At 72.5% G+C, this 1,243-nt stretch carries 2 protein-coding genes and 1 pseudogene; 2 read left to right on the forward strand and 1 reads right to left on the reverse strand.

The genetic code is table 11. The annotated features are described in order from the left end of the window. Both AOK24_RS47125 and AOK24_RS52035 read left to right on the forward strand, forming a co-directional pair. A partial coding sequence (locus AOK24_RS47125; RefSeq protein ID WP_240554419.1) for an SDR family oxidoreductase occupies positions 1-299 on the forward strand: 299 nt, incomplete at both ends. Between the two features lie 248 nt (positions 300-547). Further along, positions 548-974: pseudogene (locus tag AOK24_RS52035) on the forward strand (TetR/AcrR family transcriptional regulator); the annotation flags it as partial. Here the strand turns inward: AOK24_RS52035 and AOK24_RS43795 are convergent. Further along, positions 964-1,243, reverse strand: a 280-nt coding sequence (locus AOK24_RS43795; RefSeq protein WP_159052230.1) for an NAD(P)-dependent oxidoreductase, incomplete at its 5' end; no start/stop codon positions are given. The pseudogene AOK24_RS52035 and the gene AOK24_RS43795 overlap by 11 nt on opposite strands.

Below are 1,243 nucleotides of genomic sequence, written 5' to 3' on the forward strand. Positions count from 1 at the left end.
CGCCGGTGTCCCCGGCCCAGCGGGCCCCGTCTGGGAGAGCGACCCGGCCGAGTGGCAGCACGCGATGGACGTCAACCTGGGCGGCACGCTCGCGGCCTGCCGCGCCGTCGTCCCCGGCATGATCGAGCGCGGCCGGGGCCGGATCGTCACGGTCTCCAGCCACGCCGGGCACACCCGGTGGCCGTACGTCAGCGCGTACTCGGTGTCGAAGGCCGCGGTCAACAAGCTCACCGAGAACCTGGCGATCGAACTCCTCCCGCACGACATCGCCGCGTTCAGCTACCACCCCGGCCTCCTGGNNGCCCGCCGCGCTCGGCAACCTCCTGCGCCTGATCGGCGGCGAGGCGGACGCGCTGACGGGCCGCTATCTGACGTACGAGGACGACCTCGCGGCGCTGGTCGCGGCGACCGGCCCCGTGTGAGCGGCGTTAAGGTGGCACCCTAAACGGACGCATGTCCGGAAGCGTGGGCGCGAGCCCGGAAGGAGGGGGACGTGGACCCCAGGAGCGACGGCCCTCACCGCGCGGACGCGCAGCGCAACCGGGNNCAACTTCCCCAACCGCGAGGCCCTCGTCCTGGAGGTCTACCGCCACGAGGTGCGCCTCCTCACCGACGCGGCGGCCCACCTCCTCGCGACCCGCACCCCGGACCGGGCGCTGCGCGAGTGGATGGACCAGCTCGCCCGCTTCGCCGTCGCCAAGGCGGGCCTGTCGGACACGATGAGCCGGATCGTCGGCTCGTCGGACGCCCGGGCCCAGCCGGGGTACGCGGTCGTGGCCGAGGCGATCGACACGCTGCTCACGGCGAACCACGAGGCCGGCACGATCAGGCCGGGCGTGACGTTCGCCGACTTCGTCCTGCTCATCGCCGGGATCTGGCAGATCGACTCCGCCGGCGACTGGCAGGGCCAGGCGTCCGTGCTCCTGGACGTCGTGATGGACGGCCTGCGCACGGGGGCGCCCGTCAGTCGGTGAGGACGGCGTCGCGGTGGATCCACTCGGGGTCGTGGGCCGCCTTGTACAGGAAGTCGGCGACGTCCGCGCGGCTGATCGTCGGATTGCCCTTCATCGGCAGGCGCTCGCCGACGAGGTAGGTCCCCTGGGCGGGCCCGTCGGTGAGCATCGTCGGGTAGACCAGGGTCCAGTTCAGCGCGCTGGAGCGGATCGCCTGCTCGGAGGCGGCCTTGTCGGCGTAGATGTTGCGCAGGAGGGTGCTGTAGATGGTCTTCTGCGTCGTGCTCGCC

This window comes from Streptomyces niveiscabiei, from assembly GCF_001419795.1.
Lineage (GTDB): Bacteria > Actinomycetota > Actinomycetes > Streptomycetales > Streptomycetaceae > Streptomyces > Streptomyces niveiscabiei.